Source organism: Streptomyces sp. NPDC053048, assembly GCF_044547045.1.
Classification (GTDB): domain Bacteria; phylum Actinomycetota; class Actinomycetes; order Streptomycetales; family Streptomycetaceae; genus Streptomyces.
Genome location: NZ_JBITZS010000003.1, coordinates 475,787 through 498,612 on the forward strand (window position 1 = coordinate 475,787; position 22,826 = coordinate 498,612).

Annotated in this window: 19 protein-coding genes; 6 read left to right on the plus strand and 13 right to left on the minus strand. The window is 72.1% G+C overall.

All coding sequences use genetic code 11. From position 1 onward, the window contains the following. The first annotated feature begins 44 nt into the window (after nt 1-44). Together ACIG36_RS10340 and ACIG36_RS10345 are read left to right on the plus strand one after the other, a co-directional pair. Nucleotides 45-1,454: a phytoene desaturase family protein gene (locus ACIG36_RS10340; RefSeq protein WP_399925081.1), complete on the plus strand. Its 1,410-nt coding sequence runs from the start codon at nt 45-47 to the stop codon at nt 1,452-1,454. An 89-nt stretch (nt 1,455-1,543) separates the two neighbouring features. Beyond that, a complete protein-coding gene (locus tag ACIG36_RS10345) occupies nt 1,544-2,050 on the plus strand; it encodes a methylated-DNA--[protein]-cysteine S-methyltransferase (protein ID WP_399925083.1) in 507 nt (168 codons plus the stop codon). 15 nt (nt 2,051-2,065) lie between these two features. Here ACIG36_RS10345 and ACIG36_RS10350 read toward each other — a convergent pair whose 3' ends face one another. From ACIG36_RS10350 to ACIG36_RS10360, 3 genes are read right to left on the minus strand one after another with little or no spacing between them, the layout of a single operon-like run. Continuing rightward, nucleotides 2,066-2,818: an SIR2 family NAD-dependent protein deacylase gene (locus tag ACIG36_RS10350; protein WP_399925085.1), complete on the minus strand. Its 753-nt coding sequence runs from the start codon at nt 2,816-2,818 to the stop codon at nt 2,066-2,068. Nucleotides 2,819-2,849: 31 nt separating this feature from the next. Beyond that, nucleotides 2,850-3,815: a MerR family transcriptional regulator gene (locus tag ACIG36_RS10355; RefSeq protein ID WP_399925087.1), complete on the minus strand. Its 966-nt coding sequence runs from the start codon at nt 3,813-3,815 to the stop codon at nt 2,850-2,852. A gap of 59 nt (nt 3,816-3,874) precedes the next feature. Beyond that, on the minus strand, nt 3,875-5,581 hold the full coding sequence (locus ACIG36_RS10360; RefSeq protein WP_399925089.1) for a BCCT family transporter: 1,707 nt from the start codon (nt 5,579-5,581) through the stop codon (nt 3,875-3,877). A 130-nt stretch (nt 5,582-5,711) separates the two neighbouring features. Between ACIG36_RS10360 and ACIG36_RS10365 the strand changes: the two genes are divergently transcribed. Then, complete coding sequence (locus ACIG36_RS10365) at nt 5,712-6,863, plus strand: glycerate kinase (RefSeq protein ID WP_399925091.1); 1,152 nt, start codon at nt 5,712-5,714, stop codon at nt 6,861-6,863. Nucleotides 6,864-7,013: 150 nt separating this feature from the next. On the opposite strand, the gene pssA is transcribed toward ACIG36_RS10365, so the two are convergent. The 9 genes from pssA to ACIG36_RS10410 all read right to left on the minus strand — a co-directional run bounded on the left by pssA (nt 7,014) and on the right by ACIG36_RS10410 (nt 17,994). Beyond that, on the minus strand, nt 7,014-7,865 hold the full coding sequence (gene pssA / locus ACIG36_RS10370) for a CDP-diacylglycerol--serine O-phosphatidyltransferase (protein ID WP_399925093.1): 852 nt from the start codon (nt 7,863-7,865) through the stop codon (nt 7,014-7,016). Continuing rightward, nucleotides 7,852-8,508 carry a phosphatidylserine decarboxylase gene (locus tag ACIG36_RS10375; RefSeq protein ID WP_399925095.1) on the minus strand — a complete coding sequence of 219 codons (657 nt, stop codon included), beginning with the start codon at nt 8,506-8,508 and terminating at the stop codon, nt 7,852-7,854. The genes pssA and ACIG36_RS10375 overlap by 14 nt, the downstream gene beginning before the upstream one ends. 180 nt (nt 8,509-8,688) lie before the next feature. Continuing rightward, nucleotides 8,689-9,894 carry an acyl-CoA dehydrogenase family protein gene (locus tag ACIG36_RS10380; protein WP_399925097.1) on the minus strand — a complete coding sequence of 402 codons (1,206 nt, stop codon included), beginning with the start codon at nt 9,892-9,894 and terminating at the stop codon, nt 8,689-8,691. Between the two features lie 2 nt (nt 9,895-9,896). Beyond that, on the minus strand, nt 9,897-10,409 hold the full coding sequence (locus ACIG36_RS10385; protein WP_399925404.1) for a MaoC family dehydratase: 513 nt from the start codon (nt 10,407-10,409) through the stop codon (nt 9,897-9,899). Nucleotides 10,410-10,414: 5 nt separating this feature from the next. Then, a complete protein-coding gene (locus ACIG36_RS10390; RefSeq protein ID WP_399925406.1) occupies nt 10,415-11,389 on the minus strand; it encodes an HpcH/HpaI aldolase/citrate lyase family protein in 975 nt (324 codons plus the stop codon). Between the two features lie 47 nt (nt 11,390-11,436). Then, entirely contained in the window at nt 11,437-13,449 is a 2,013-nt protein-coding gene (locus ACIG36_RS10395; protein WP_399925099.1) for a protein meaA, read from the minus strand. An 11-nt stretch (nt 13,450-13,460) separates the two neighbouring features. Then, on the minus strand, nt 13,461-14,798 hold the full coding sequence (gene ccrA, locus ACIG36_RS10400) for a crotonyl-CoA carboxylase/reductase (RefSeq protein WP_399925101.1): 1,338 nt from the start codon (nt 14,796-14,798) through the stop codon (nt 13,461-13,463). Between the two features lie 385 nt (nt 14,799-15,183). Beyond that, complete coding sequence (locus ACIG36_RS10405) at nt 15,184-16,047, minus strand: TetR family transcriptional regulator (RefSeq protein ID WP_399925103.1); 864 nt, start codon at nt 16,045-16,047, stop codon at nt 15,184-15,186. A 126-nt stretch (nt 16,048-16,173) separates the two neighbouring features. Next, nucleotides 16,174-17,994: a 3-hydroxyacyl-CoA dehydrogenase family protein gene (locus ACIG36_RS10410; protein ID WP_399925105.1), complete on the minus strand. Its 1,821-nt coding sequence runs from the start codon at nt 17,992-17,994 to the stop codon at nt 16,174-16,176. 363 nt (nt 17,995-18,357) lie between these two features. Here ACIG36_RS10410 and ACIG36_RS10415 point away from each other — a divergent pair, with 363 nt between their 5' ends. Next, entirely contained in the window at nt 18,358-19,005 is a 648-nt protein-coding gene (locus ACIG36_RS10415; RefSeq protein ID WP_399925107.1) for a HEAT repeat domain-containing protein, read from the plus strand. On the opposite strand, the gene ACIG36_RS10420 is transcribed toward ACIG36_RS10415, so the two are convergent. After that, nucleotides 18,975-19,508 (minus strand): GNAT family N-acetyltransferase, encoded by a 534-nt coding sequence (locus ACIG36_RS10420; RefSeq protein ID WP_399925109.1) that lies wholly within the window; start codon nt 19,506-19,508, stop codon nt 18,975-18,977. The two genes, ACIG36_RS10415 and ACIG36_RS10420, sit on opposite strands and share 31 nt — an antisense overlap. 190 nt (nt 19,509-19,698) lie before the next feature. Here ACIG36_RS10420 and ACIG36_RS10425 point away from each other — a divergent pair, with 190 nt between their 5' ends. After that, nucleotides 19,699-20,157 (plus strand): SRPBCC family protein, encoded by a 459-nt coding sequence (locus tag ACIG36_RS10425; protein ID WP_399925111.1) that lies wholly within the window; start codon nt 19,699-19,701, stop codon nt 20,155-20,157. 256 nt (nt 20,158-20,413) lie between these two features. After that, nucleotides 20,414-22,777, plus strand: a complete 2,364-nt coding sequence (locus ACIG36_RS10430) for an MFS transporter (protein WP_399925408.1) — start codon at nt 20,414-20,416, stop codon at nt 22,775-22,777. Nucleotides 22,778-22,826: the final 49 nt, after the last annotated feature.

A 22,826-nucleotide genomic window follows, 5' to 3' on the forward strand; every position in this document is an offset into this window, starting at 1 on the left:
TGACGGTTCATGAGGCGACGAGGGGAGTCCGTCCGGTGGCCGGCATGCTCGACGTGGTTGTCGTGGGAGCGGGGCCCAACGGGCTGACCGCCGCCGTCGAACTCGCCCGCCGGGGCCTGTCCGTCGAGGTGTACGAGGCCGCCGACGCCATCGGCGGGGGCGCCCGCACCGAGGAGCTGACCCTCCCCGGCTTCCGCCACGACCCCTGCTCCGCCGTGCACCCCCTCGCGGTGCGCTCGCCCGCGCTGAGCGCCATGCCGCTCGGCCGGCACGGCCTGGAGTGGCTGCACCCCGACCTGCCGATGGCGCACCCCTTCGACGACGGCACGGCCGCCGTCCTCTCCCGCCGCGTCGGGGAGACGGCGTCCTCGCTCGGCCCCCGTGACGCGGGCGCCTACCGGCGGCTGGTGGCGCCCTTCCACGGCAAGTGGGACACCCTCGCCGCCGACTTCCTGCGCACCCAGTGGGACGGGCTGCCCGCCGACCCCCTCACCTACGCGCGCTTCGGCCTGGTCGCCGCCCAGTCGGCGGCCCTGCTGACGCGCACCCGCTTCCGTGACGCCAAGGCCCGGGGCCTGTTCGCGGGGCTCGCCGCCCACGGCATCGCGCCGCTCAGCGGCTTCGGCATCGGCGGCATGGCCCTGATGTTCGCCCTGGCCGCCCACGAGTGCGGCTGGCCCGTGCCGCGCGGCGGCTCGCAGTCCATCGCCGACGCCCTCGGCTCGTACCTGCGCGAGCTGGGCGGCACCCTCCACACCGGCTTCGAGGTCAAGCACCTCGACGACCTGCCGCCCGCCCGCGCGTTCGTCTTCGACACCTCGCCGACCGCCCTGGCCCGCATCGCCGGACTCGGCAACGCCTACCGGCACTTCCGCTACGGCCCCAGCGTCTTCAAGATCGACTACGCGCTGTCCGGCCCCGTGCCCTGGACCGCCGAGGCCGCCCGCCGGGCCGGCACCGTCCACATCGGCCCCACCTACGAGGAGATCGGCGCCGCCCTGGACGCGGCCACCGCCGGCCACGACCCGAGCGTGCCGTTCCTCATCACCGCCCAGCCCAGCATCGTCGACCCCACCCGCGCCCCGGAGGGCAAGCACACGTTCTGGGTGTACGGGCATGTGCCGAGCGCCTGGGAGGGCGACGCCACCGAGGTGATCGAGCGCCAGATCGAGCGCTTCGCACCCGGCTTCCGCGACCTCGTGCTCGCCCGCGCCACGGCCGGCCCGCCGGAGCTCGCCGCGCGCAACGCCAACTACATCGGGGGCGACATCGCCACCGGCTCGGTGGCGGGCCTGCGCCTGCTCATCCGCCCCCGGCTGGCCCGCGTCCCCTACGCCACGGCGCACCCCGCCGTCTTCCTCTGCTCGTCGGCCACCCCGCCGGGGCCCGGGGTGCACGGGATGTCGGGGCACCACGCCGCCAAGGCGGTGTGGCGGCGGCTGCGCGGCATGTGACGGCCCGCCCGGGGTGACGGCTGCCGGAGGGAAATCACCATGTCCGAAAACTGCCAGTCACCCCGGCCTCGAAGCGTCATCCTTGAACCATGCGCACCGATTCACCCCGCGTCCACACCGTCATCGACAGCCCCTATGGACCCCTGACCCTCGTCGCGACCGACGGCGTCCTGTGCGGCCTCTACATGACCGGCCAGCGCCACCGGCCGCCCGAGGAGAGCTTCGGCGAGCGCGCCGACGACGGGCCGTTCCCCGAGGCCGCCCGTCAGCTGGCTGCCTGGTTCGCGGGCGAGTCCACCGGCTTCGACCTGCCGCTGCGCCTGGAGGGCACGCCGTTCCAGCGCCGCGTCTGGGAGGGCCTGCGGGAGATCCCGTACGGCGAGACGGTCACCTACGGCGAGCTGGCCGAGCGCATCGGCGCCCCCGGCGCCTCCCGCGCGGTGGGCCTGGCGAACGGCAAGAACCCCATCGGCATCATCGTCCCCTGCCACCGCGTCATCGGCGCCAACGGCAGCCTCACCGGCTACGGCGGCGGCCTGGAGCGCAAGCGGCAGCTGCTGGCCTTCGAGAGCGACAGCACCGACCGCCTGTTCTGAGCGCCTGAGCAGGCACTACGGGGCCGACGTCCCCGCCAGCCGCTCCAGCAGGGCCGGCAGGGCGGTGCCGATCGGCTCGCGGACGATCTCGTCGGCGCGGTCGTCGTACGGCGTGGGCTCGGCGTTGACGATGATCAGCCGGGCGCCGTGGTCGGCGGCGAGGCCCACCAGCGAGGCCGCCGGGTGCACCGTCAGGCTCGTACCGACCGCGATGAAGACCTGGCACGCCTTGGTCACGGCCAGCGCCTCGCCCAGCACCACCGGGTCCAGGCCCTCGCCGAACATCACCGTCGCCGACTTCAGGATCCCGCCGCACGCCTCGCACGCGGGATCCGGATCGCCCGCCGCCACACGCTCCAGCGCCCGGTCCATGTCCGAGCGCGCCTTGCAGCGCGTGCAGACGACCCTGCGCGCGGTGCCGTGCAGCTCGAGGACCTTGCGCTCCGGCATCCCGGCCAGCTGGTGCAGCCCGTCGACGTTCTGCGTGATCACGCGCACGGGCGTGCCGGACCGCTCCAGCCGCACCACGGCCTCGTGCGCGGCGTTCGGCCGGGCCCGCAGGGTCGGCGCGTCGCGCCGCATCAGCCAGGAGCGGCGCCGGATGTCGGGGTCGGACATGTAGTACGCGTAGGTGACGAGCTTCTCCGCCTCCGGGTCGCGCCGCCACACCCCGTTGGGGCCGCGGTAGTCGGGGATGCCGGAGTCCGTGGAGATCCCGGCACCGCTGAGGACGGCCACCAGCGGCCGGGCGGAAGTGCTGTCCGTCATGCCGCGAGCGTACGCGCGGCCCGCCGCACGGTCACCGGGATTTCCGGATCGGTCGGACGGGGTTCGCCCGCAGCCAGTCGAGGACCTGCCGGGCGTGCCGGTCCGGCGGGAAGACCGGGTGGAAGACGTGCTCGATCACGCCGCCGCGGACGATCAGCGTCAGCCGCCTGAACAGCGTCCTCCCGCCGGCCTCGAACGTCGGCAGGCCCAGTGCCCCGGCCAGCTCCAGCGCCGGGTCCGAGAGCATCGCGAACGGCAGGCGCAGCCGCTCGACGACCTCCCGCTGGTAGTCCGTGTCCTGGCTGGACAGCCCGAACACCCGCGCCGCCCCCGCCTCGGCCAGCTCCTGGTGGTGATCGCGGAAGTCGCACGCCTCGGCGGTGCAGCCACGCGCCCCCGGGATGGCCTCCCAGCCCTGCGGCAGGTCGGCGTCCGGCCGGCCGGTGAGCGGATACACGTAGAGCACGGTGCGCCCCTCGACCGGCTCGCCGAGGCGCAGCGCACCGCCCGAGGTGTCCGGCAGCTCGAGGGCGGGAAGCCGCAAGCCGGGCAGATGGCGGGCGGCGCCGTCGTCCTCGGGGACGGGCAGGCCGGCGGGCAGTACGGACAGGTCGCTCATCGTTTCCCCCTGGCAGGCGGTGCTGTTGCGGTAGGCGGCGTCGCGCAGCTGCGCGGTCAGCGCGGCACGGCGGGCGGTGAGTTCGGCTATGCGGCGCGACAGATCGTCGATGGCCTCGCGGTAGCCGGCCAGCGAGGCTGGGCAGTCGTCGGCGTGCGCCCGGCCCGCCGTCAGGCAGTCCAGGAACGGCCGGGTCCGTTCCACCGGGATGCCCAGCCGGTTCAGCGCCCTGATCTCGCCGATGAGCCGCACGTCGTGCTCGTCGTAGTCGCGGTAGCCGTTGGCCAGCCGGTCCGGCGCGATCAGGCCCAGCGACTCGTAGTACCGCACGGCCTTCGTCGTCACCCCGGCCCGGCGCGCCACTTCCCCGATCCGCATGACCCTCCCCACCCCCGCTCGTCCTGCGGCGAGGCTAGACCCTGCCCCGGGGGGCAAGGTCAAGCACGTCCTCCGCCGGGCCCGCCGCTCTCGTCCCCCTCCTCGCCGCGCTCGCGCGCGCTCTCCGCCACCCGGCGCAGCCGGGGGTGGCGGACCGGGCCGCGCTCGGTGAGCGCCTCGCCGACCATGGTGCGCAGCGCGTCGCCCAGCCCGTGCAGCGCGTGGTGCCGCGCAGGGCCCGCGCCGGGGTCCTCCCGCAGCTCGGAGATCAGTGACCAGCACAGGGCCAGCATCACCAGCACGAACGGCAGCGCCACCAGGATCGTCGCCGACTGCAGCGACTTCAGCCCGCCCGCCACCAGCAGGACGGCCGCCACCGCGGCCATCAGCACGCCCCACACGACCACCAGCCAGGTGCGCGGGTGCAGGGCGCCCCGGCTGGAGAGGGAGCCCATCACCAGCGAGGCGGAGTCCGCGCTGGTGATGAAGTACGTCATCACCAGCGCCATCGCGATCCACGAGGCGAGCGTGGCCAGCGGCAGGGTGTCCAGCAGGGCGAACAGCGAGGCCTCCGCGCCCTCCTTGACGGTCCCGGCCATGTCGGCGGCACCGGTCATGTCCAGCCGCAGCGCGCTGCCGCCCATCACGCAGAACCACACCACCGTCGCCCCGCTGGGCACCAGCAGGACGCCGATCAGGAACTCGCGGATCGTCCGGCCGTGGGAGATGCGGGCGATGAACGTGCCGACGAACGGGGCCCAGGACAGCCACCACGCCCAGTAGAAGATCGTCCACGCGCCCAGCCACTGGGAGTCGGTGAACGCGCCGGTGCGGGTGGCGAGGGTGAGCAGGTCGTGGAGGTAGCCGCCGGTGGCCGCCGGGATGGTGTTGAGCACGAAGACGGTGGGGCCCAGGAGGAAGACGAAGAGCATCAGGCACCCAGCGAGGGCGATGTTGAGGGTGCTCAGCCATTTGACGCCCTTGTGCAGCCCGGAGAAGGCGGAGAGCACGAAGGCCGCCGACAGCGACGCGATGATGATCAGCTCCAGCGAGGTGGAGTCCTGCACGCCGGTCGTGATGTTCAGCCCCTTGGACACCTGCAGGGCACCCAGGCCCAGGCTCGTCGCGGTGCCGAAGACCGTCGCGAAGACGGCCAGCAGGTCGATGGCCCTGCCCGGCCAGCCCGCCGCCCGCTCGGCGCCGATCAGCGGCACGAAGGCCGAGCTGAGGCGGTTGCCGCGGCCCTTGCGGAAGCCCGCGTAGGCCAGGGCGAGGCCGGCCATGCCGTAGATCGCCCAGGGGTGCAGCGTCCAGTGGAAGAACGAGTACTCGAGCGCCGTGCGGGCAGCGGCCGGCGAGCCCGCCGACACGCCGCTGCCCGGCGGCGGGACGACGAAGTGCTGCAGCGGCTCGCCCACCCCGTAGAACATCAACCCGATGCCCATGCCGGCGCTGAACATCATCGCGATCCAGGCGAGATTGCCGAACTCCGGCTGCGCGTCGTCCGCCCCCAGCCGGATCCGCCCGAACCGGCTGACGGCGATGACCGCGCACAGCACGAGGAACACATCGGCCGCGATCACGAACAACCAGGCGAAGTTGGACAGCACCCAGCTCAGGGCCGCCGTCGACACGCGGTCGAACGAATGCCTGCCCAGGGCCGCCCAGGCCACCACCGCGAGGACGGCCGCCCCGCCGACGGCCACGAGGGGCAGGTCCGGAGGCTCGTCCCCCTGGGTACGCACGTCGGTGCTCTCGGTGCTCATGACGCCCCACTATGGCCGGGAACAACCGGATCGGCCGGGCTGGCACGCCGCCACCGGCCCCTGGGCGGCGCCCATGTCCCCCGGGTAGGGTCACCGCGGCGCGACCGACCCGGAAGCGAGGGGATGCACGGTGACGCAGACGGCACGTGGACGGCGCGGGCGCGCGGCGCGCGTAGTGATCGCGGCGGACAAGTTCAAGGGATCGCTGACGGCCGTCGAGGTCGCTCGGCACGTCGCGGCGGGCCTCCGGCGCGCCGCCCCGGACGTGACGGCCGTCGCGCTGCCGGTCGCGGACGGCGGGGACGGCACGGTGGCCGCCGCGCTGGCGGCGGGCTTCGAGCGGCGCCTGGCACGGGTGACCGGGCCGCTGGGGGAGCCGGTCGACGCCGCGTGGGCCCTGCGGCCGGCCGACGGCACGGCGGTGGTGGAGATGGCCGAGGCTTCCGGGCTGCGGCTGCTGCCCGGCGGCGCCCTCGCCCCGCTGACCGCCACCACCTACGGCACCGGCGAACTGCTGAGGGCCGCGCTGGACGCGGGGGCGCGCGACGTGGTGCTGGGCGTGGGCGGCAGCGCCACGACCGACGGCGGGGCCGGGATGCTGGCCGCGCTGGGGGCGCGGCTGCTGGACGGGCGGGGGCGCCCGGTGGGGCCCGGCGGCGGGGCCCTGGCGGCGCTGCACAGCGCCGATCTGTCCGGCCTGGACGCGCGGCTCGCACGGACGTCCGTCGTGCTCGCCAGTGACGTCGACAACCCGCTGACGGGCCCGCGGGGCGCGGCCGCGGTCTACGGGCCGCAGAAGGGTGCCTCGGCCGACGACGTGGCGGTGCTGGACGCGGCGCTCGCCCACTACGCGCGCGTGCTGGACGGCGGCGCCCTGGCGGCGGCCCCCGGCGCCGGGGCGGCGGGCGGCCTGGGCTACGGCGCCCTGGCCGGGCTGGGCGCCGCCTTCCGGCCGGGCATCGAGGTGATGCTCGAGGTCCTGGGCTTCGAGGCCGCGCTGAAGGACGCCGACCTGGTGATCACGGGGGAGGGCTCGCTGGACGAGCAGACGCTGCACGGCAAGGCACCGGTGGGAGTGGCGCGGGCCGCGCGTGCGCGCGGAGCGCGCGTGGTGGCCGTGTGCGGGCGCGTCTCGCTGGGCCCGGACGCCCTGGCGGCCGCGGGCATCGAGCGCGCGTACGCACTTACGGACCTGGAGCAGGATGCCGCGCGGTGCATGAGGGAAGCCGGCCCGCTCGTGGAGCGCCTCGCCGAGTCCATCGCGCGCGACTGCCTCGCCTGAGGTCAGAGCCTCTCCCACCCACCCGCCCGTTGCCCGGCATCGAACGGGGAGAAAGCCCCGCGCAGCGGGGTCCGCGACGCCGAACGGCGTGGGGCCCCGGGCAAGATGCCCAGGGCCCCACGCCGTCGTTCAGTGCCGCGCTCCGCGCGGCTACGGCAGCTGCGCTGCCCGCGCCTCGCGGCGGTTGTCGCGGAACGTGTTCACCCGCCGCGCCGTCGCGAAGAGCGGGATCACCGCGCCCAGGACGACCTGCAGCGCGCAGCCCGTCTGGAGCAGCAGCTCGCCGCCCGGCGCGTCGAACGCCCACGCCGCCAGCAGGCCCATGCTGAGCATGATCCAGCCGAGCATGGCCACCGCCAGGGGACCGCGCGGCTTGGGGTACTCCACGCGGCTCACCATCAGCCACGCCACACCCATGATCGCCAGCAGGGTCGGCACGAAGGGCAGCTCGAGCAGCACGATCGAGACCACCGTCAGCGCCCCGAAGGGGCTCGGCATGCCCTGGAAGATCCCGTCCCGCAGCTGGACGCACGAGAAGCGCGCCAGCCGCAGCACCACCGCGAGCAGCACCACGATCGCGGCGACCGCCGAGACCCGCTGGTGGGCGTCGTCGGCGACCATGCCCCAGACGACCACGAAGTACGCGGGCGCCAGGCCGAAGCTGATCAGGTCGGAGAGGTTGTCCAGCTCCGCGCCCATCGCCGAGCTGCGCAGCTTGCGCGCCACGAGCCCGTCGAAGAGGTCGAAGACCGACGCGAGCAGCATCAGTATCACGGCCGTGGCCGCGCTGTGCCGGGCCATGCCGCCGTCCTCGTTCCCCGTGAGGTGGGGGATGAGGACGCCGGTGGTGGTGAAGTACACCGCCATGAAGCCGCAGATCGCGTTGCCCAGGGTGAGGGTGTCCGCTATTGACAGCCGGGTGGACAGCGGCATGTCGTCCGTGTCGTCGGTGTCCGCTTCGGGAACCCAGGAGGCCTGTGTGTCCGGCTCAATCACGGTCAAGGCGTGTCACCCCCGCAGTGGTGGCCTGGCCGACCTCGACCGCGACCTCGACGCCCTCGGGGAGGTAGATGTCGACGCGCGAGCCGAAGCGGATCAGGCCGATCCGGTCGCCCTGTTCCACCTTGGTGTCCGCGTCGATGTACGGCACGATGCGGCGGGCGACGGCACCGGCGATCTGGACCATCTCGATGTCACCGAGCTCGGTGTCGAAGTGCCAGACGACGCGCTCGTTGTTCTCGCTCTCCTTGTTGAAGGCGGGAACGAAGCCGCCGGCGATGTGCTCCACCGACGTCACCGTGCCGGACATCGGCGCGCGGTTGACGTGGACGTTCAGCGGGCTCATGAAGATCGCGACGCGGGTGCGTCCGTCCTTCCACGGCATGATGCTCTGCACCACACCGTCGGCCGGGGAGATGACCCGGCCCTTGGCGATCTCACGGTCGGGGTCGCGGAAGAACCACAGCATGCCCGCCGCGAGCGCGGTGGCGGGCACGGCCAGTGCCGCCCAGCGGCCGGAACGGCGGGCCTGGGTGAGACTGACCGCCGCCGTGGCGACGGTCGGCAGGAGCCACGGCGATGCTCCGCGCGCGAGGCGTACGCCGCGGAGGCTGACGCGAGGTGCAGAGGAAGAGCTGTGGGGCATGGGTGACCTTCGTAGCGGAGGGTGCCGCGTAACGATCGGGGGACGGCGGCTTTCCGGGGATGCTATCGGTTGCGGGCGGCAACTGGCTAAGCGCCAGGGCCAGTCGATGGCCGAACAGTGATGACAGTGTGTGATCTTCTTCTCTGTTATATCGCCGTCAAATCGCTCCAAACCGGACAATTACCCCTGGATTCGGTACTCCTCGAGTAGCCGGCGGCCGATGATCATTTTCTGGATCTCGGCCGTACCTTCACCGATCAGGAGCATCGGCGCCTCCCGGTAGAGCCGCTCGATCTCGTACTCCTTGGAGAATCCGTACCCGCCGTGGATGCGGAAGGCGTCCTCGACGACCTCCTTGCAGTACTCGGAGGCCAGATATTTGGCCATTCCGGCCTCGAGGTCGTTGCGCTGACCCGAGTCCTTCTTCCGCGCGGCATTCACCATCATCGCATGCGCCGCTTCGACCTTTGTCCCCATTTCAGCCAGCTTGAACTGAATGGCCTGATGTTGGGCGATGGCTTTTCCGAAGGTGTGACGCTGCTGTGCGTAGGAGACGCCCAGTTCGAACGCACGCTGCGCGACGCCGCAGCCACGCGCCGCGACGTTGACCCGGCCCACCTCGACGCCGTCCATCATCTGGTAGAAGCCGCGGCCGGTGGTCCCGCCGAGCACCCGGTCGGCCGGGACGCGCAGCCCATCCATGATCAACTCGGTGGTGTCGACGCCCTTGTAGCCCATCTTCTCGATCTTGCCGGGGATGGTCAGTCCGGGCTTGACCTGGCCGAATCCCGGCTCCTTCTCGATCAGGAAGGTGGTCATCGACTTGTGCGGGGCGGTGCCCGCCGGGTGGCCCTCGTCCGTCCGGCACAGCACCGCCACCAGGGTGGAGGAGCCGCCGTTGGTCAGCCACATCTTCTGGCCGGTCAGCACGTAGTCGTCGCCGTCCCGTACCCCCTTGGATGTGATGGCCGACACATCGGAGCCCAGCCCCGGCTCCGACATCGAGAACGCGCCCCGGACCTCGCCGGTGGCCATCCGCGGCAGGAAGTACTCCCGCTGCTCGGGCGTGCCGTGCTGCTTGAGCATGTAGGCGACGATGAAATGCGTATTGATGATTCCCGACACACTCATCCAGCCCCGGGCGATCTCCTCGACGCACAGCGCGTATGTGAGAAGGGACTCACCCAGGCCGCCGTACTCCTCCGGGATCATCAGGCCGAACAGCCCGAGTTCCTTCAGGCCCTCGACTATTCGCGTGGGGTACTCGTCGCGGTGCTCCAGCTCGGTCGCGACCGGGATGATCTCCTTGTCGACGAATTCACGAACGGTGGCGAGGATTTCCCGCTGGACGTCCGTCAGCCCGTCCGTCTGCGCCAGGCGGCTCATGCTCACTTCTCCCGGATGATCGGCTCGGGGCGGCCGGGCATCTCCCCGCCGCGCTCCGTGATGTATGTGGCGGTGGGGACCATCACCTTGCGCCGGAAGACGCAGACGACGGTGCCGTCCTGCTTGTAGCCGATGGTCTCCACGTGCACGATCCCGCGGTCGCTCTTCGACTTCGACGGCGTCTTGTCCAGCACCCTGGTCTCGCCGTAGATGGTGTCGCCGTGGAAGGTCGGCGCTATGTGGCGCAGCGACTCGACCTCGAGATTGGCGATCGCCTTGCCGGAGACATCGGGCACGGACATGCCCAGCAGCAACGAGTAGATGTAGTTGCCCACTACCACGTTCCTGCCGAAATCGGTGGTCTTCTCGGCGTAATTGCTGTCCATGTGCAGCGGGTGGTGGTTCATGGTGAGCAGGCAGAAGAGGTGGTCGTCGTATTCCGTGACCGTCTTCCCGGGCCAGTGCTTGTAGACGTCGCCGACGGTGAACTCTTCGTAGGTACGGCCGAACTGCATCTCGCTCACGCCTCCGGAATCTCGAAAGCGGACTTGCGGACCATGCCGGCGGCGCGGCCCTTGCCGGCGATCACCAGGGCCATCTTGCGGCTGGCCTCGTCGATCATCTCGTCGCCGAGCATCGCGGAACCCTTCTTGCCGCCCGCCTCGGAGGTGAAGTAGTCGTACGCGTCCAGGATCAGCTCGGCGCGGTCGTAGTCCTCCTGCGAGGGCGAGAAGACCTCGTTGGCCGCCTCCACCTGGCCGGGGTGCAGCACCCACTTGCCGTCGAAGCCCAGCGCCGCCGCGCGGCCCGCGACCTCGCGGTAGCCGTCCACGTTCTTGATCTGCAGGTAGGGGCCGTCGATGGCCTGCAGGTCGTGGGCGCGGGCGGCCATCAGGATGCGCATGAGGATGTAGTGGTAGGCGTCGGCCGGGTAGCCGGGCGGCTGCTCGCCGACGACCAGGGACTTCATGTTGATCGAGGCCATGAAGTCGGCCGGGCCGAAAATGATCGTCTCCAGGCGCGGCGACGCGGCGGCGATCTCGTCCACGTTGACCAGGCCCTTGGCGTTCTCGATCTGCGCCTCGATGCCGATGCGGCCGACCTCGAAGCCCATGGTCTTCTCGATCTGCGTCAGCAGCAGGTCCAGGGCGATCACCTGCTGGGCGTCCTGCACCTTGGGCAGCATGATGCAGTCGAGGTTGGGGCCGGCGCCCTCGACGACCGTGATCACGTCGCGGTACGTCCAGTGCGTGGTCCAGTCGTTGACCCGCACGACCCGGGTCTTGCCCGTCCAGTCGCCGTTGTTGAGCGCGTCGACGACGGTGTGCCGGGCGCCCTCCTTGGCCAGCGGCGCGCACGCGTCCTCCAGGTCCAGGAAGACCTGGTCGGCGGGGAGGCCCTGGGCCTTCTCCAGGAAGCGGGGGTTGCTGCCGGGGACGGCGAGGCAGGAGCGGCGCGGGCGAAGCCGATTGAAAGGTGCATGCGCGGAGCGCATTCCGGCCGGGGTGGTGGCGGGCGACGGGTGGGCGGGGGTGGAGCCGGTCATGCGGAGACCTCCAGGGGGTCGAGCTGGTTCGCTGTGCGGATCTCGTCGACGATACGGCCGATGATCTCCGTGATACCGAAGTCCTTCGGGGTGAAAACCGCGGCGACGCCGGCCTCCCGCAGGGCGGCCGCGTCGGCGGACGGGATGATGCCACCGACGATGACGGGCACGTCCTGCGCCCCCGTCCCGCGCAGCCGGGCCAGGACGTCCGGCACCAGCTCGGCGTGCGAGCCGGAGAGGATCGACAGGCCCACGCAGTGCACGTCCTCGGCCACGGCTGCCGAGACGATCTGCTCCGGGGTGAGCCGGATGCCCTGGTAGACCACCTCGAAGCCGGCGTCGCGGGCCCGTACGGCGATCTGCTCGGCGCCGTTGGAGTGGCCGTCCAGGCCCGGCTTGCCCACCAGCAGCCGCAGCCTGCCGACGCCCAGCTCCTCGGCGGTACGGGCCGCCTTGGCCCGTACCGCGGCGAGCGGCGTGCCCGCCTCGGCCGCGACGGCCAGCGGGGCGCCGCTGACGCCCGTGGGGGCGCGGAACTCGCCGAAGACGTCGCGCAGCGCCCAGGACCACTCGCCGGTGGTGACGCCGGCCCGTACGCACTCCAGGGTGGCGGCCATCAGGTTCTCCGAGCCCGCCGCGGTCTTCTTCAGGACCGACAGGGCCTCCTGGGCGCGGGTCTCGTCGCGGTTGTCGCGCCAGGAGTGCAGGGCCGCGACGACGCGGGCCTCGTTGGCGGGGTCGACGGTCATGATGGCGGTGTCGAGGTCGGCGGTGAGCGGGTTGGGCTCGGTGGACTCGAAGCAGTTGACGCCGACGATCCGCTCCTCGCCCGCCTCGATTCGCGCCCGCCGCTCGGCGTGCGAGGAGACCAGCTGGGACTTGAGGTAGCCGGACTCGACGGCCGCCATCGCCCCGCCCATCCGCTCGATGCGCCCGATCTCGGCCATGCACTCCTCGACCAGCGCGTCCACCTTGGCCTCGATGACGTGCGAGCCGGCGAAGATGTCCTCGTACTCCAGCAGGTCGCTCTCGTGCGCGAGGACCTGCTGGATGCGCAGCGACCACTGCTGGTCCCAGGGGCGGGGCAGACCCAGCGCCTCGTTCCAGGCGGGCAGCTGCACGGCGCGGGCGCGGGCGTCCTTGGAGAGGGTGACGGCCAGCATCTCCAGGACGATGCGCTGGACGTTGTTCTCCGGCTGGGCCTCGGTCAGGCCGAGCGAGTTGACCTGGACGCCGTAGCGGAAGCGGCGCTGCTTGGGGTTGTCGATGCCGTAGCGCTCGTGGGTGACGCGGTCCCAGATGCGGCCGAAGGCGCGCATCTTGCACATCTCCTCGATGAAGCGGACGCCGGCGTTGACGAAGAACGAGATGCGGGCGACGACGTCGCCCCTGCGGTCCTCGGGGACCTGGCCGGAGGCGAAGACCGCGTCGAGCACGGCGATCGCCGTGGACATCGCGTACGAGATCTCCTGGACCGGGGTGGCCCCCGCCTCCTGCAGGTGGTAGCTGCAGATGTTGATCGGGTTCCACTTGGGGATGTGGTTCACCGTGTAGGTGATCATGTCGGTGGTCAGCCGCAGGCTGGGGCCCGGCGGGAAGACGTGCGTCCCGCGCGAGAGGTACTCCTTGACGATGTCGTTCTGCGTCGTCCCCTGCAGCGCGGCCACGTCGGCGCCCTGCTCCTCCGCGACCACCTGGTACATCGCCAGCAGCCACATGGCGGTGGCGTTGATGGTCATGGAGGTGTTCATCCGCTCCAGCGGGATGTCCTGGAACAGCCGTCGCATGTCACCGAGGTGGGCGACCGGTACCCCGACCCGCCCGACCTCGCCGCGGGCCAGGACGTGGTCGGGGTCGTAGCCGGTCTGCGTCGGGAGGTCGAACGCGACCGAGAGACCGGTCTGGCCCTTGGCGAGATTGCGCCGGTAGAGCTCGTTGGACGCCTCGGCCGTGGAGTGCCCGGCGTAGGTCCGCATCAGCCACGGACGATCCTTCTGACGCTCAGTCATATCAGGTGTTCTCACACATTCCTGAAGCGGTTGATGGCATCGATGTGCTGGTCGCGCAGTTCGTGGTCGCGCACGCCCATGCCCTCCTCCGGCGCCAGGCAGAGCACGCCGACCTTGCCCTGGTGGAGGTTGCGGTGGACGTCGTACGCCGCCTGCCCGGTGTCGGCGAGGGCGTAGGTCTTCGACAGCGTGGGGTGGATCTTCCCCTTGGCGATCAGGCGGTTGGCCTCCCACGCCTCACGGTAGTTGGCGAAGTGCGAGCCCACGATGCGCTTGAGCGACATCCACAGGTAGCGGTTGTCGTACTCGTGGTTGTAGCCGGAGGTCGAGGCGCAGGTGACGATCGTGCCGCCCTTGCGGGTGACGTAGACCGAGGCGCCGAAGGTCTCGCGGCCCGGGTGCTCGAAGACGATGTCCACGTCCTCGCCGCCGGTCAGCTCACGGATGCGCTTGCCGAACCGCTTCCACTCCCGCTGGTCCTGGTGGTGCTCGTCCTTCCAGAACCGGTAGTCCTCGGCGCTGCGGTCGATGATGGCCTCCGCGCCCATCCTCCGGCAGATCTCCGCCTTCCGGTCGCTGGAGACCACGCAGATCGGGTTGGCCCCGCCGGCGAGCGCGAACTGGGTGGCGTACGAACCCAGTCCGCCGCTCGCGCCCCAGATCAGGACGTTGTCGCCCTGCTTCATCCCGGCGCCGTTGCGGGAGACGAGCTGGCGGTAGGCGGTGGAGTTGACCAGCCCGGGGGCCGCGGCCTCCTCCCAGCTCAGGTGCCTGGGCTTGGGCATCAGCTGGTTGGACTTCACCAGCGCGATCTCCGCCAGGCCGCCGAAGTTGGTCTCGAAGCCCCAGATCCGCTGCTCGGGGTCGAGCATGGTGTCGTTGTGCCCGTCGGCGGATTCCAGTTCCACCGACAGGCAGTGCGCGACGACCTCGTCCCCGGGCCGCCAGGCGTTGACGCCGGGCCCGGTGCGCAGCACCACGCCCGCCAGGTCGGAGCCGATGACGTGGTACGGCAGGTCGTGACGCTTGCCGAGCGGGGAGAGCTTGCCGTAGCGCTCGAGGAAGGCGAAGGTCGGCAGGGGCTCGAAGATGGAGGTCCACACCGAGTTGTAGTTCACGGAGCTGGCCATCACGGCCACGAGGGCCTCGCCGGGGCCCAGTTCGGGCACCGGCACCTCCTCCACGTGCAGTGACTTGCGCGGATCCTTCTCCCGGGTGGTGAGGCCGGCGAACATCTCCGCCTCGTCCTTGTGCACGGTGACCGCGCGGTAGGACTCGGGGAGCGGCAGGGCGGCGAAGTCCTGGGGGGTGCTGTCCGAAGCGAGGACGGCGTCGAGTATCTGGTTCACGGATTGCCTCCGGCGAAGCACGTCGTGGAACGGGCTTGAGGGAACGTCGGGGGTGGTGAAGCGGTGGTGCCGTCGGTTCGGCGGGTGGTGCGCGGTGGTGCTCGGCGGCGCGGGTGAGCGCTCGAGTGGCCTGGTGACGCAGGCATCCGGGCGCACAAGTACTTGTGGGGACAGCCGGCGCGCGACGGTTTCGGTCTGCGCGCCGGCCGCCCGGACACCCACAAGGTATGGCACCGCGTGCCACTCGACAAGACACTGGGTGCCAACAATTTCTCTCAGATGTCATCCGGAGGGCACGTATGAGCAACATCGGCCACCCTGGAGGGGTGGCCGATGTCTGTTGATATCCGGTTATGTCCGTGTGTTTGACGCGGTGCTTGAAGCGCTAGCTCTTCTTGAGTGCCTTCTCGATCGCCCGCATGACCTCGTCCAGCGGCGCGTCCGTGCGGGCCACCGTCACCAGCACCTCGCCCTCGGCGCGCGCCGCGGCCGCCGGGCTCTCCCCGGCCTCCGGGCGGCCCGCGCCGATGCCCGCGCCGAACGTCTCCCGCACGATGGCGAACGCGTGGTCGAGCTGTGTCTCGACATCGCCCTGGCCACCGCTGCGCAGCCAGCGCCGCAGCACATGGTTGTGCGCGGTGACCACCGCCGAGGCCGCGACCTCGGCGAGCAGCGGGTCGTCGTCGCCGACGTGGTGCGCCGTCTCGTCGAAGTGCCCCAGCAGGTACCGGGTGAACAGCCGCTCGTAGCGGGCCACCGAGGCGATCTCGCGCTCGCGCAGCGCCGGCACCTCGCGCGTCAGCCGGTAGCGCTCGACGGAGACCGCCGGGGAGGCCGCGTACATCCGCATGACCTCCTTGATGCCCCGGCAGACCGTGTCCAGCGGGTTCTCGTGCGGCGGCGCGGCGTCCAGCACCCCCGCCGCGCGCACGAGCGTGTCGTCGTGGTCGGGGAAGATGGCCTCTTCCTTGGAGCGGAAGTGCCGGAAGAACGTCCGCCGGGCGACCCCCGCCGTGGCCGCGATCTCGTCGACGGTGGTCGCCTCGTACCCCTTCGTCGCGAACAACTCCATCGCGGCCGCGGCGAGTTTGCGGCGCATGGTCAGCCGCTGGGCGGCGGCGCGGCGGGAACCGGCACTCTCGGGGCCGGTCCCCTTCGGGGCGTTCGATGCCTTCGGGCCCTTGGCTCCCCTGGAATCGGTGGTGGCGGCCCCGCGTGACGAGCGGGCGGACTTGGCGGGCTGGGACATGTGGGGAACGTAACACGCGTCCGTATGGGCGTGCCGGGCCGGACGTGGCCCGGCTCCCGGCGGGAGGCCTCCCCCCGCCGGTTCGAGCAGCCCGCCCCAGCCCGCCCGCTCTGCGGGCACGGGCGCTCAGGACTTCGCGTACTCGCGGAACCCGCGCCCGGTCTTGCGCCCCAGGCAGCCCGCCGCCACCAGGTGCTCCAGCAACGGCGCCGGGGCCAGGCCCGGGTCGCGGAACTCCCGGTGCAGCACCCGCTCGATGGCCAGCGAGACGTCGAGCCCGACGACGTCCAGCAGCTCGAAGGGCCCCATCGGATAGCCGCCGCCCAGCTTCATCGCGGCGTCGATCTCGTCCAGCGACGCGTAGTGCTCCTGCACCATCTTCACGGCGTTGTTCAGGTAGGGGAACAACAGCGCGTTGACGATGAAGCCCGCCCGGTCCCCGCAGTCCACCGCGTGCTTGCCGATCCGCCCGCACACCGCGCGGACGGTGGCGTGCACCTCGTCGGCCGTCAGCACCGTGCGGACCACCTCGACGAGCTTCATCGCGGGCGCCGGGTTGAAGAAGTGCATGCCGACGACGTCCTGCGGCCGCGAGGTGGCGCGGGCGCAGGCGACCACGGGCAGCGAGGAGGTGGTGGTCGCCAGCACCGCGCCCGGCCGGCAGACCTTGTCGAGGGTGGCGAACAGCTGCCGCTTGACGTCCAGGTCCTCCGCCACCGCCTCGACGGCCAGGTCCACCTCGGCGAACGCGTCGAGCGTCCCGGAAGGCGTGACGGCCGCCAGTGCGGCGTCCCGCTGCGCCGCCGTCAGCCTGCCCTTGTCCACCGAGCGCGCCAGCGACCTGGCGATGCGCGCCTTGGCGGCCTCCGCCTTCTCCGGCGAACGCGCCGCCAGCACCACCCGGTACCCGGCCTTGGCGAACACCTCCGCTATGCCGCTCGCCATCGTCCCCGAGCCCGCGACCCCCACCGACCGCACCTCACGGACGCCCGCGCCCTCCTCGGCGGGGCGCGGGGTCCGCGCGTCCTCGACCACGGCGGCCGAGCCCGGCGCCCGGTACGTGTAGAAGCCGCGCCCCGCCTTGCGGCCGGTCAGGCCCGCCGCCGCGAGCTGGCCCAGCACCGGCGCGGGCGCGTGCAGCCGGTCGTGCGAGGCGGCGTACATCGCCTCCAGGACCGTGCGCGCCGTGTCGATGCCGATCAGGTCCAGCAGCGCCAGGGGGCCCATCGGCAGGCCGCAGCCCAGCCGCATCGCGGCGTCGATGTCCTCACGGGTGGCGTAGCGCGCCTCGTACATCGCGGCCGCCTGGTTGAGGTAGCCGAACAGCAGTCCGTCGGCCACGAAGCCCGGCCGGTCGCCGACCGCGACGGTCTCCTTGCCCAGTTCGTGGGCGAGCGCGGTGACCGCGCCGACCGCGTCCGGCGCGGTCAGCACGGAGGAGACCACCTCGACGAGCTTCATCGCCGGCGCGGGGTTGAAGAAGTGCAGGCCCAGGACGCGCTCGGGGCGGGCGGAGTCGGCGGCCAGCCGGGTCACCGACAGGGCGTTGGTGCCCGTCGCCAGGATCGCCTCGGGGCGCACCACGGCGTCCAGGGCGGTGAACACCTCGTGCTTGAGGTCGTAGTCCTCGGGCACGACCTCGATCACCAGGTCGGTGTCGGCGGCCGCGCTCAGGTCGCGGGCGGTGCGGAAGCGGGCCAGCGCGGCCCGGCGGTCGGCCTCGGTGATCCGGCCCCGCTCGACGGCGCGGGCGGTGGCGGCCTCCAGCGCGGCGCCGGCCCGCAGCGCGGCGGCGTCACTGATGTCGACGCCGATGACGTCGCGGCCGGACAGGGCGAGCACTTCGGCGATGCCGGTGCCCATGGTGCCGAGGCCGATCACGGCCACGGTGCGCAGGGAGGAGGCGGTGCGGGGAGGGGACGGCTCAGAGGCGGAGGTGCGGTCCATCGCGAGACTCCAGACAATGTCCCCCGGACGGTACGCGCGCGGGGGAGTCGGCGGTTGGCGGCCCCGGGCAGGGGGCGGCGACGATGAGTTTCCGGGGTTTCCGGGGACGGGTAAGGGGCGTCCACGGAGAAGGAGTTGAGCGACCGGCGGGGCCCTGTCCCGGGGCCGTGCCGTACTCGGTGCCGAACCGACGAACCGACGAGGAGCGTCACCACTGCGGCGGCCGCGTCACCGGCCACCGAGCGGGGGTGCCGCTCTTGCCGGGGAGAGTAACCCACGGGTAACCAAGAGCGCCAGAGTCAGGGGGCGTCCTGGTGCGCGCACTTACGATGTGGCCCAGGCCACTCGGGAGGAGAGCGGACGATGGAAGAGGAATTCCGCGCACTGCTGAAGCGGGTACGGGCCGAACTGGTCTCCCCGGCGGAGTTCTCGGCCTACGAGAAGCTGCTCGCACTCGTGCGCGCCGACACCCGCCCAGCCCGCGACGAACTCGCCGGCGTCCTGGTCGCCGCCGAACAACCGCTGTGGGCGCGCGAGATCGCCGCCTTCGCCCTCGGCAGCAAGGGCGACCGCCGCGCCTTCGAGACCCTCGTCCTCCTCCTCAACTACCGCGAACCCGTGCGCTGCGCCACCGCCGCCCACGCCCTGGCCCGGCTCCGCGACCCGCGCACCGCCCGCGCCGCGGCCGCCCTCGCCACCAACCCGCTGCGCACCGCCTACGCCCTGTACCCGGTGCGGCTGCTCAGCGAGCTCCGCGCCCCCGAGTCCGTACCGGCGCTGCTGTCCACCCTGGAGCGGCTGCTGGCCGCCCGCGACCACTGCTGGCCCGTGGCCCGCGCCTGTGTCGAGGGCCTGGGCGTCCTCGGCGACCGCCGCGCCGAGGCCACGCTCGTCGCCGCCCGCGAGCACGAACGGCTGCGCTCCGCCGCCGTCGTGGCCCTGGCCCGGCTGACGGGCCGCGGCCCCCGGAGCGGCGGGCCTCAGGGCCCGGGGAGCGGATCCAGCACGTAGCGCACCTCGGGTACGGGCGTGCCGTCGATGTCGTCGAGGCTCTCGGCCCCGTCGGGCGCCCAGCCGGCGTGCTCGTAGAAGCGGCGGGCGCGGGCGTTGCCCTTCAGCACCCACAGCGTCATGCGCGCGTAGCCGCGCCGCCGCGCACCCCCGAGCGCCGCCTCCCACAGCGCGCGCCCCACACCGGTGCCGATCAGCTCCGGATGCACGTAGAGCGCGTACAACTCGCCCGAGCCGGCGGGCGGGCCGGCGTCGCGGCAGGGTCCGTAGCAGACCCAGCCGACGACCTCCCCGGCTCTCTCGGCGACCTCGTGCACGACCGTGTCGTCCGTGTCGTCGCCGCGCGCCCGCAGTGCGCGGTGGCGGGCCGCGTCGGCGGCGGCGTCCATGGCGTCCAGGTGGCTCCGCGGCACCAGTCCGGCGTAGGCGCTCCGCCAGCCGGCCACCCGGAGCGCGGCCACCGGCTCGAGATCGTCGTCCGTCATCTTCCGGATCCGCACCATGGGTGAACGGTAGCCCGCGCGGTCCGACCGAAAGAAGAACGTATGTATGTACGTAAAAGGTGCGACCCCGGATTTGGGCGGGTGTGCCGATGGTGGTTGGCTTTGCCCGCACACGCAGTTGCGGCAAACAGCACGACGAACCACGACGAACACAGCACAGCGTTTTTTCACAGTCCCGGAGGGCAATGCCATGGGCCAGGTCGAGGCCACCACGGAGCGGATCATCGCGGCGGGCGCGGAGGACGTCTTCGACGCGCTCGCGGACTACAGCGGCACCCGGGCCAAGCTGCTGCCCGAGCACTTCAGCGAGTACGAGGTGCGCGAGGGCGGCGACGGCGAGGGCACGCTCGTGCACTGGAAGCTGCAGGCCACCAGCAAGCGCGTCCGCGACTGCCTGCTCGAGGTCTCCGAGCCGTCCACCGGGCAGCTGGTGGAGAAGGACCGCAACTCCTCCATGGTGACCACCTGGACCGTCACCCCCGCCGGCGAGGGCAGCTCCAAGGTCGTCGTCACCACCACCTGGACGGGCGCCACCGGCATCGGCGGCTTCTTCGAGCGCGCCTTCGCGCCCAAGGGCCTCGCCCGCATCCACGACGCCGTACTGGCCCGCCTCGCCGCCGAGACCGAGGGCGGGCCGAGCGCGGGCTGAGCCGGTGGGCCGCCCGGACCGCACCGGTCCGGGCTCACCGGTTCGAGTGGTTTTCCCGGCGCCGCGGCGCTGTGCCCAAACCGCCTCCCACCGGCAGAAAGTGCCTCGTTCGGCGCTCCCGCACAAATCGTCGCGCTTGCTGGCCGTTGTCGCGTAATGCGAGAAATGGGCGGCAACGCAGGCGCGACGAGGGGAGTTGTACGTGGGCGGGTCCACCTTCGAGACCACCTTGGAGAAGAGCGACAGGACGCTCGACCTGCCCCCGTCAGCACCCGCCCCGGCCGACCGGCGCCCGCCGCCGCCCGGACCGGCCAGAGTGCGGCTGGTCTTCGCCGGCCTGATGCTCACGCTGCTGCTCGCGGCGCTCGACCAGACCGTGGTGGCCACCGCCCTGCCGAAGATCGTGGGCGAACTGCACGGCCTGGAACGGATGTCGTGGACGGTCACCGCCTACCTGCTGACCTCCACCGTGGTCCTGCCGCTCTACGGCAAGCTCGGCGACCTCTCCGGCCGCAAGGCCGTCTTCGTCTTCGCCGTCCTCGTCTTCATCGCCGGCTCCGCGCTGGCCGGCTGGTCCCGCACGATGGACCAGCTCATCGTCTTCCGCGCCGTCCAGGGCATCGGCGCCGGCGGGCTGCTCATCGGCGTCCAGGTCATCATCGGCGACATCGTCCCCGCCCGCGAACGCGGCCGCTACATGGGCGTCATCAGCGCCGCCTACGGGCTCGCCTCCGTCGCCGGGCCGCTGCTCGGCGGCTTCCTCACCGACCACGCCTCCTGGCGCTGGTGCTTCTACCTCAACGTGCCCTTCGGCCTCCTCACGCTCGCCGTCGTCGCCGTCGGCCTCAAGCTGCCCAGGCCGCCGCGCCGGGCCCGCTTCGACGTGCTGGGCGCGCTGCTGCTGACCGCCTCCTCCACCTGCCTGGTGCTGCTGACCACCTGGGGCGGCACCGAGTACGCCTGGACCTCCCGGACCATCCTGGGACTCGGCGCCGGAGCGGTCGGCACGGCACTCCTCTTCATCGTCGTCGAGCACTTCGCCGCAGAACCGATCATCCCTCCGCACCTCTTCCGCGACCCCGTCTTCACCGTCACCGCGCTGGTCGGAGCCGTCGTCGGCGTCGCCCTCTTCGGCGCCGCCAGCTATCTGCCCACCTTCCTGCAGATGGTCGACGGCGTGGACGCCACCGCCTCCGGACTGCTGATGCTGCCGATGATGGGAGGCATCACCGCCGCCTCGCTCGTCGCGGGCAACCTCATCAGCCGGACAGGCCACTACAAGCTCCTGCCCATCCTCGGCGGCGCGCTCTCCGCCGAGGGCATGTACCTGCTGTCCCACCTCGACGCCCAGACCGGCCGGCTGGTCTACAGCCTCTGGATGGCCATCCTCGGCATCGGCATCGGCCTCGCCCTGCCCGTCCTCGTCCTCGCGGTGCAGAACTCGGTGCACCCCTCGGACCTCGGCACCGCCACCAGTGCCCACAACTACTTCCGGCAGATCGGCGGTTCCCTCGGCGCCGCGGTCTTCGGCACCCTCTTCGCCCACCGCCTGACCGCCGCGCTCGCCGCCGAACTGCCGCCCCGCTCGGGGCTCCCGGCCCCCGACTCCATCACCCCGCAGCTGGTGCACGCCCTGCCCGCGACCCTGCGCGACGGCTATGTCCGGGCCTACGCGGACGCCATGCCGCGGATCTTCCTCTATCTCGTACCGGTGCTCATCGTCGGCTTTCTGCTCGCCTTCCTGCTGAAAGAGAAACCACTGGTGTCCCACAACGCCCCCGAAGCCACCGCCATCCCGTCCGTGCGCACCGCACCGCCGGCCGAACCGGCGGCCGGGGCGGTCGCCGCCGCGCCCTTCGTCGCCGGCATCCCCGTGACGGGCGCCGTCCAGCACCACGACGGCACCATCGTCCCGCGCGCCGCCCTGACCCTCATCGACATCCAGGGCCGCCAGATCGGCCGCGGCGCGAGCGGCGACGACGGGCGGTACGCGCTGAGCACGCCCGGCACCGGCTCCTACGTCCTGATTGCCGCCGCCGGCGGGCACCAGCCGCAGGCCGTCACCGTCACCGTCGGCGAGCGGCCCGTCGAGCTCGACGTCATCCTCGGCGGCGCCGGACGGCTGGCCGGGACCGTGCGCACCGCCGACGGCACGCCCGTGCGCGAGGCGCTGGTGACCCTGACCAATGTGCACGGCGAGGTCGTCGCCTCCACCCGCACCGGGCACGAGGGCGGCTACGTCATCGACGAGCTCATCGCCGGCGAGTACACCCTCGCCTCCAGCGCCCCCGCCTTCCGGCCCGCCGCGCTGCCGGTGACCGTCCAGTCGGGCCGCGAGACCCGGCAGGACATCGAGCTGGCGGGCGGCGCGGTGCTGCGGGGGACGGTACGGGCCGGGGGCGGCCGGCCGGTGGAGGACGCCCGGGTGACGCTTCTGGACGCCGCCGGCAACGTCGTGGACTCCGCCATCACCGGGGCCGACGGCACCTTCCGCTTCGTGGACCTGTCGGCGGGGGAGTACACGGTGGTCGCCGCCGGATACCCGCCGGTGGCCACGGTGCTGCAGGTCGCCGGCGGCGGGCGCACGGAACGCGACCTCCAGCTGGGGCACGCGGACTAGGGGGTGCTTGTGTGCCCGTCCGGGCGCATTCGGGGAAGGCCGCACGCAG